Below are 6,494 nucleotides of genomic sequence, written 5' to 3'. Positions count from 1 at the left end.
AAGCGGTCTTAGGAAGACAAAACATTCTACCAACTCCTTGGCTCACAGAACGACATGGCTACGATCCGACTTCGGCGAGACATCGCCATCGGCGATGCGTGCGGCAAGTGAAGTGAGATCTTCGATATCGCTCATGGGCGCTCCATCGTGCGATAAAGACGCGCGATGTCGAACACGATCGCCGGATGACGATCCGACAGATCGAGCGTACGCAGCTTGTCGATCTCCGCGAGGATCGTTCCGTACACCGACAGATTGTGCGCGATGCGATCGTCCGCGAACTCGATGCCGATCCAGCGCGCGAGCGCATCGATGCGTTCGTCCGCCCTCCCGTGCGCCCGCCGCGTCGCTCCCGGACGCGCCGGCGGCGGCGTCAGCAGCATCCGCGTGACCGCGTCCGACGGCGCGCGACCCGGGTCGTCGCGCGTCGGCATGCTTTCGACAAACGGTGCAACCTGGTGTCGCGCGAGCTCGAACACGCGCCGCAATTCGGCTACCGGGTTCTCATGTTCGTCGACGCGCAGATCGACCCATGCATAGGCGTCGTCGCGCATGACCTTGAGCGCCGCCGATTGCTGTCCGCGCATGTCGCCGCCCGCGGCCTGCCCCGCTTCGAGCGCCTGCATCAACCGCTCTTCGAGCGTGAGGTCCGGCGTTGCTTCGAACGCGGCCTGCATCGCATCGAGCGTCGCGGCCCCGACCAGCATGTTGCCCTGAACCGAATAGGTTGCACCGGTGCGCTGCCCGGCCACGCTCGTGCATTGCGCACCGGTCCATGCCGCGCCGTGCCCGCGGCTGCCGATCATGCCGATCTGCCGCAAATCCGCGGCCGGGTCGCCGCCGAGCGCCTGCGCGAGCGCGCTCTCCGCGTCGGCGCCTTGCTCGAGCAGCGCGAGCGCGTCGAGCGCGAGATACGGATTGACCCACGATTGCGTCGACACTGCGCCGACGCCCGCGCGCACATAGATGCACATCGCACCCACGGCTGGCACGGCGGTGCTGACAGCCACGCCGAGGGCGCCGGTGGCCGGGCAACGCGCGACAATCGAAAATGTCATGAAAAGCGGTCTCCGTGGCTAAAGCGATAGAAAGCGCGCAACGGTTTCGTGCGCTGCCGGGTCGGACGTCGAACCCGCGGCCGGAATTTCGCCGAGTTCGAGCACCGCATAGCGGTTCGCAACGGCGAACGCAAAGTGCACGTGCTGCTCGACGAGCAGCATTGATGTGCCGGAGCGGTCGCGCTCGCGCGTCAGGATGCCGACCAGCCGTTCGATCACCGACGGCTGCATGCCCTCGGTGATTTCGTCGATCAGGATCAGCTTCGGCTCGCGGATCAGCGCGCGGGCCACGAGCAGCATCTTCTGCTCGCCGCCCGACAAGGTGCCCGCCTTCTGCCGCAAACGCTGCTTCAGAAACGGGAACAGGTCTTCGATGCGTGCAAAAAGCGGCTTGAAATCGCGGTCGCGCGCGAGCGCGAGCTTCAGGTTTTCCTCGACGGACAGATCCTGGAACAGCGCCTGTTCCTGCGGAATGTAAGCGACGTCGCGCCGCGCGATGCGGTTCGGCGGCAGGCCCGTGATGCGCTCGCCGAACAGCGCGACGTCGCCGCTTTTCGGCCGGATATAGCCCATCAACGTCTTCAGCAGCGTCGATTTGCCCATTCCGTTCTTGCCCATGATCGCGACTACTTCGCCGCGCGCAAGCGTGAGGTCGATGCCCTTGAGCACCATCGCTTCGCCATAGCCGCTTTGCAGCGCGCCGATATCGATTGCAGGCGATGTGCTCATGCGCCGCTCCCTGTGCCGGCCGCCCCCGTGTGCGATTCGCCCGCATACACGGCGCGCACGAGGTCCGAGTTCACGACTTCGTCGACGCCGCCGTCCATCACAATGCGCCCCTGATGCAGCACGACGATGCGCGAACTGATTTGCCGCACGAAATCGAGGTCGTGCTCGACGAGCAGCAGGCACATCCGGTAGCGCGTTGCGAGCGAGACGAAGATCGAGCCGATCTGCGTGCGCTCCTGCTTCGTGAGGCCCGCGGTCGGCTCGTCGAGCAGCACCGTGCGCGGTTCGAGCGCAAGCACCATGGCGAGTTCGAGCGCCTGCTTCTGGCCGTGCGACAGATACCGGCACGGCCGCTCCGGTATGCGATCGAGGCCCGTCAGCCGCAGCACGTCGAGCGCGGGCTGCGGCAACTCGAGCGTCGTCGCGCGTTGCCATCTCGACGGCCGCGCCACGCGATAGCGCGCGATCCGCAACGCTTCGGCCACGCTCAGCGAGTCGAATACGGTCGCCGTCTGGAATTTGCGTCCGACGCCAAGCGCCACGCAGTCGTAAGGCGCAAGCCGCCGGATCTCGGCGCCGCCGATCTCGACAGTGCCGCCCGAACGTTGCGCGCCATCGGCAATGCAGCGCATCAGCGTGCTTTTACCGGCGCCGTTCGGTCCGATCAGGCTCAGCAACTCGCCGGCATGCGCGTCGAAGCTGATGCCGTCGAGCACCTTGAGACTGCCGAAATGCTTGTGTATGTCGCGCAGCGACAGCGCCGGGGCCGGCGTCCCCTGAGCTTCGCCCCCTCCCGGACCTTCGCGCTCGCGCGCGGGCGCCGCAACGAACGTAACCGCAACCGGCGCCGCGCCCCGGCGGCGCGGCAGCGCGCGGCGCACGCCATCCGCGACGAGCGGCGCGAGTCCGCGCGGCATCGCGACGATCACGACGACAAAGGCGATGCCGATCAGCAGCGTCCAGATATACGGCAGGTCGCCGCTCAGATACGCACTGCCTGTATCGATGAGCAGCGCGCCGACGATCGGGCCCAGCAGCGAACCGCGTCCGCCGAGCGCGACCCAGATCACGAGTTCGGTGCCGAACACGAAGCCTGCATACTCGGGCGCCACCACCATCTGCACGCACGCGAACAGAAAGCCCGCGAAGGCGGCGACGAGCGCGCATGTGTCCATCAGCCGGGCCTTGTAGCGCGATACGTCGATGCCCAGATATTCGCAGCGCGACTCGTTCTCGCGAATCGCAACCAGCAGCCGGCCCGCATCGCTGCGCACGAACAGCCACGCGATCGCCGCGACCAGCGTGAGGAAAGCGCCGGCGATAAAAAACCACGCCGGGAGCGGCAGGTCGATGCTGTCGAAACCCGACAGCCCGCTGCTCGAGCCGGTGAATTCGCCGCCCGAATAGATCGCCTGCACGAGCACGATCGGCAACACGAGTGTCACGACCGACGCATAGAGCGGCGAAGCGCCGTGATAAAACGCGAGCCAGCCGATCGCGCGCGACACGAGCCATGCGGCCGCGAGTCCCGCGGCGAGCGCGCCTGCCGCGAGCAGCGGGGAATAGCCCGCGTGCACGAAGACGAGCCCCGCCGCATAGGCGCCGATGCCAAAGAATGCAGACTGCCCGAACGTCAGGATGCCTGTGTAACCCCACAGCAGATCGACGGTCAACGCAAGCGCCGCATACAGAAACGAGCGGATCAGGTTATTGACGAGAAAGGTCGGCAGCACAATGCTGCCCACCGCCAGCACGGCGAGCGCGGCCACGCTCACGACGAGCGGCATGCGCCACGGCCGCGCGACCGGCACGCGCAACGGCATGGTCGAAACAGGATCAGCCACGAGCAAAGCCCTCCGGCCTGATACGCAGCAGCAACGCCGCGAGCACCGCGATCGTCAGGCCGCCGAGCACCGGATTGACGAAGGTGCTGACGAGCACCTGCGCGCCGCCGAGCACCGCGCTTGCCACTGCAAGATTGACGAGCGACGCGCCCGCTACCAGCACGAGCATGAATGCGCCCACCACCCACGCAACGCCCATATTCGGATCGACGCTCGCGAGCGGCGTGATCAGGCAGCCGGCCAGCGACGCGAGCGCCGCGCCCGTGCAGAACGTGATGAACCGCACGCGCGCACTGCTGATGCCGAGACCGCGCGCGAGCGCTTCGTTCATGATGACGGCGCGTGTTTGCAGACCGAGACGCGTGCCGTTGAGCAGCCAGCCGAGCGCAAGCGCGATGACCAACGCGACGCCGACGAGGACGAGCCGGTATGCCGAATACTGCGCGCCGAGCCAGTGAACGGCGCCGGTCAGCGGACTCGCGACCATCTGCACGCCGCGCCCGAACGCGAGCGTGATCAGCTGGCCGACGATAATACCGAGGCCCCAGGTCGCGAGAATCGCATCGAGCGGACGCGCATAGAGCGGCCGCACGATGAAGCGTTCGACCGCCATGCCGAGCACGAAGCCGATCGCGAGCGAACACGGAATGCTCCACCACCAGCCGAGCCCCGCCTGCGCGACGATCACGCTTGCATAACCGCCCGTCGTCAGGAATGCGCCGTGCGAGAAGTTGATGATTTTCATCACGCCGAATACGAGCAGCAATCCGGTCGATACGATAAACAGGATCGCTGCGGTCGTGACGATATCGAGGCTCAGATTCAGCATCGCGGTCGCCTCGCTGCGCTTACTTGAGCGCCGGGCATTGCGCGCCCGGATCGACGTTCTTGAACGACTCGATCACTTTGACGGAGCCGTCCGCCTGCACCTGGCCGAGATACATCGTGAGCGGCGTGTGACGCTGCTTGTCCATCTGGATCTTGCCGCGCGGGCCGTCGAACGACACCTGCGCGAGCGCGGGAATCACTTTCGCGGTATCGACGGTGCCGGCTTTTTCAACCGCGGCCTTGTACAGATAGATCGCTTCGTATTCGGGCACCGACAGATCGTTCGGCGTCTTCAGATCGGCGCCGAAGCGCTTTTGCATCGCCGCAAGAAACTGTTGATTGGCAGGCGTGTCGATGTTCGTCACATACGAGCCGGAAATATAGATGCCTGCCGCATCGGCGCCCATGCTCTTTGCCGTGCCTTCGTCGACGGCGAGATTGCCGTACGGCAGTTTCACGCCGGCCGCACGCAGCTGTTTCGTCAGCGTGACGTTCGGCGCGCCGCCGGCCGTCGACGTGATGATCGCGTCAGGCTTCGCCGCCTGCAGCTTGCTGATGATCGGCGTCCAGTCCGAGCCGTCCATCGGCAGATATTCGTTGCCGACCACCTTGCCGCCCTGCTTCTCGATGTAGCTCTTCGTGAAGTCGAGCATGCCGCGGCCGAATGCATAATCGCTGCCGATCAGGAAGAACGTCTTGGCCTGCTTCTGCTTCATGAAGTAATCGACGATCGGGGCGACCTGCTGGTCCGGCACCCATGCGTCGACATACATATAGCGGTTGCACGAACGGCCTTCGTAGAACGACGTATAGATGAACGGCACCTTGCCGCGCGAGACGATCGGCAAACCGGCATTGCGCGCGGCGCTCGTTTCCATCGAGATCAGCGCATTGACCTTCTTGTCGAAGATCAGCGAATCGAAGGCCTTTTGCGCGCCGGCCGCGCCGCTGCCGTCATCGGCCACTTCGAGGCTGACCTGGCGGCCGAGAATGCCGCCTTTCGCATTGATCTCGTCGACCGCGAGTTGCGCCGATTGCACGACGGACGGCGCCACGACGCTGTTCGCGCCGCTCAGGCCCACCGGTACGCCGATCCTGATCGGGTCGGCGGCGAACGCCGTATGAACGGTCACGACGGATGCAAGCAGTGCGGCTGCCGCCGCCGCGAAAGAGATGCGCTTCATTGTTGTATGGCTCCTTGTATGATTTGTTTCGATCAAACCGTTTCAGTCGAACTCTGTTTGCCGCGCCTCAGAACTGCACGCCGCGCGTCAGCGCACCGTCCACCACGAGGTTGGTTCCGCTGACGAAACTCGCCGCCGGACTCGCGATGAATACCACCGCATTCGCAATCTCCTCGGGTTTCGCCATGCGGCCGGTCGGATTCAACGCGAGCGAATCCGCGAACAGCTTCGGGTCGTTGCGTTCGATGTGCTCCCACAAGCCGCCCGCGAAATAGGTATTGCCCGGCGACACGGTATTCGCGCGAATGCCCTTTGGCGCGAGCTGATAAGCAAGCCCTTGCACGTAATGCACGACCGCCGCCTTGAACGTGCCGTAGGGCCCCGCCGCGAAATCGATCTCGCGCGCCGACACGCTGGAAATGCCGACGATCGATGGCGCTTTGCTTGCCTCGAGGAACGGCATTGCCGCATGCACGAGGTTCACCGTGCCCATCAGATCGGTCTCGAACTCCGCCTGCCACGACGCAAGTTCGTCCGCGGTCGACAAGGCGCTGACGTTCGCGACGACGATGTCGAGTCCGCCGAAATATTCCGCGGCCGTGCGCGTCCATGCTCGCAATGCTTCGCCATCCGATACGTCGACGGCCGAGCCGCTCACGCGTACGGTTCCGGCAGCGCGTTGTGCGAGATCGGCCACCGTTCGTTCGACCGCCGCGCCGTCGCGTGCGCACAGCGCGACGTCGGCGCCTTCGTCGACAAAAGCTTCGGCTATCGCAAGCCCGATGCCGCGCGTACCGCCCGTGACGAGCGCCTTCAATCCTTTGAGCTTAAGGTCCATGAGCCGGTCTCCT

General features: G+C 65.2%; 6 protein-coding genes. All 6 read right to left on the bottom strand.

Going from position 1 to position 6,494, the window contains the following annotated elements; genetic code table 11:
- Positions 1-131: 131 nt before the first annotated feature.
- Positions 132-1,058 carry a DUF1028 domain-containing protein gene (locus QYH69_RS26500; protein WP_308834692.1) on the bottom strand — a complete coding sequence of 309 codons (927 nt, stop codon included), beginning with the start codon at positions 1,056-1,058 and terminating at the stop codon, positions 132-134.
- 18 nt (positions 1,059-1,076) lie between these two features.
- Positions 1,077-1,787 (bottom strand): ABC transporter ATP-binding protein, encoded by a 711-nt coding sequence (locus QYH69_RS26495; protein WP_308834691.1) that lies wholly within the window; start codon positions 1,785-1,787, stop codon positions 1,077-1,079.
- Entirely contained in the window at positions 1,784-3,631 is a 1,848-nt protein-coding gene (locus QYH69_RS26490; protein WP_308834690.1) for an ATP-binding cassette domain-containing protein, read from the bottom strand. The genes QYH69_RS26495 and QYH69_RS26490 overlap by 4 nt, the downstream gene beginning before the upstream one ends.
- Positions 3,624-4,457 carry a branched-chain amino acid ABC transporter permease gene (locus QYH69_RS26485; RefSeq protein WP_308834695.1) on the bottom strand — a complete coding sequence of 278 codons (834 nt, stop codon included), beginning with the start codon at positions 4,455-4,457 and terminating at the stop codon, positions 3,624-3,626. The genes QYH69_RS26490 and QYH69_RS26485 overlap by 8 nt, the downstream gene beginning before the upstream one ends.
- Positions 4,458-4,479: 22 nt before the next feature.
- Positions 4,480-5,643 (bottom strand): substrate-binding protein, encoded by a 1,164-nt coding sequence (locus tag QYH69_RS26480; protein WP_308834689.1) that lies wholly within the window; start codon positions 5,641-5,643, stop codon positions 4,480-4,482.
- Positions 5,644-5,710: 67 nt separating this feature from the next.
- Positions 5,711-6,481, bottom strand: coding sequence for an SDR family NAD(P)-dependent oxidoreductase (locus QYH69_RS26475; protein WP_308834688.1), 771 nt, complete (start codon positions 6,479-6,481; stop codon positions 5,711-5,713).
- Between the last annotated feature and the right edge of the window lie 13 nt (positions 6,482-6,494).

The sequence above is a fragment of the Paraburkholderia sp. SARCC-3016 genome (assembly GCF_031119615.1).
GTDB lineage: Bacteria > Pseudomonadota > Gammaproteobacteria > Burkholderiales > Burkholderiaceae > Paraburkholderia.
This window is presented reverse-complemented; position numbering and strand designations above follow the sequence as displayed.

Coding starts and splice junctions, on each gene's coding strand:
- QYH69_RS26495 (WP_308834691.1), bottom strand. CDS start 1,787: ATGAGCACATCGCCTGCAATCGATATCGGCGCGCTGCAAAGCGGCTAT.
- QYH69_RS26475 (WP_308834688.1), bottom strand. CDS start 6,481: ATGGACCTTAAGCTCAAAGGATTGAAGGCGCTCGTCACGGGCGGTACG.
- QYH69_RS26500 (WP_308834692.1), bottom strand. CDS start 1,058: ATGACATTTTCGATTGTCGCGCGTTGCCCGGCCACCGGCGCCCTCGGC.
- QYH69_RS26480 (WP_308834689.1), bottom strand. CDS start 5,643: ATGAAGCGCATCTCTTTCGCGGCGGCGGCAGCCGCACTGCTTGCATCC.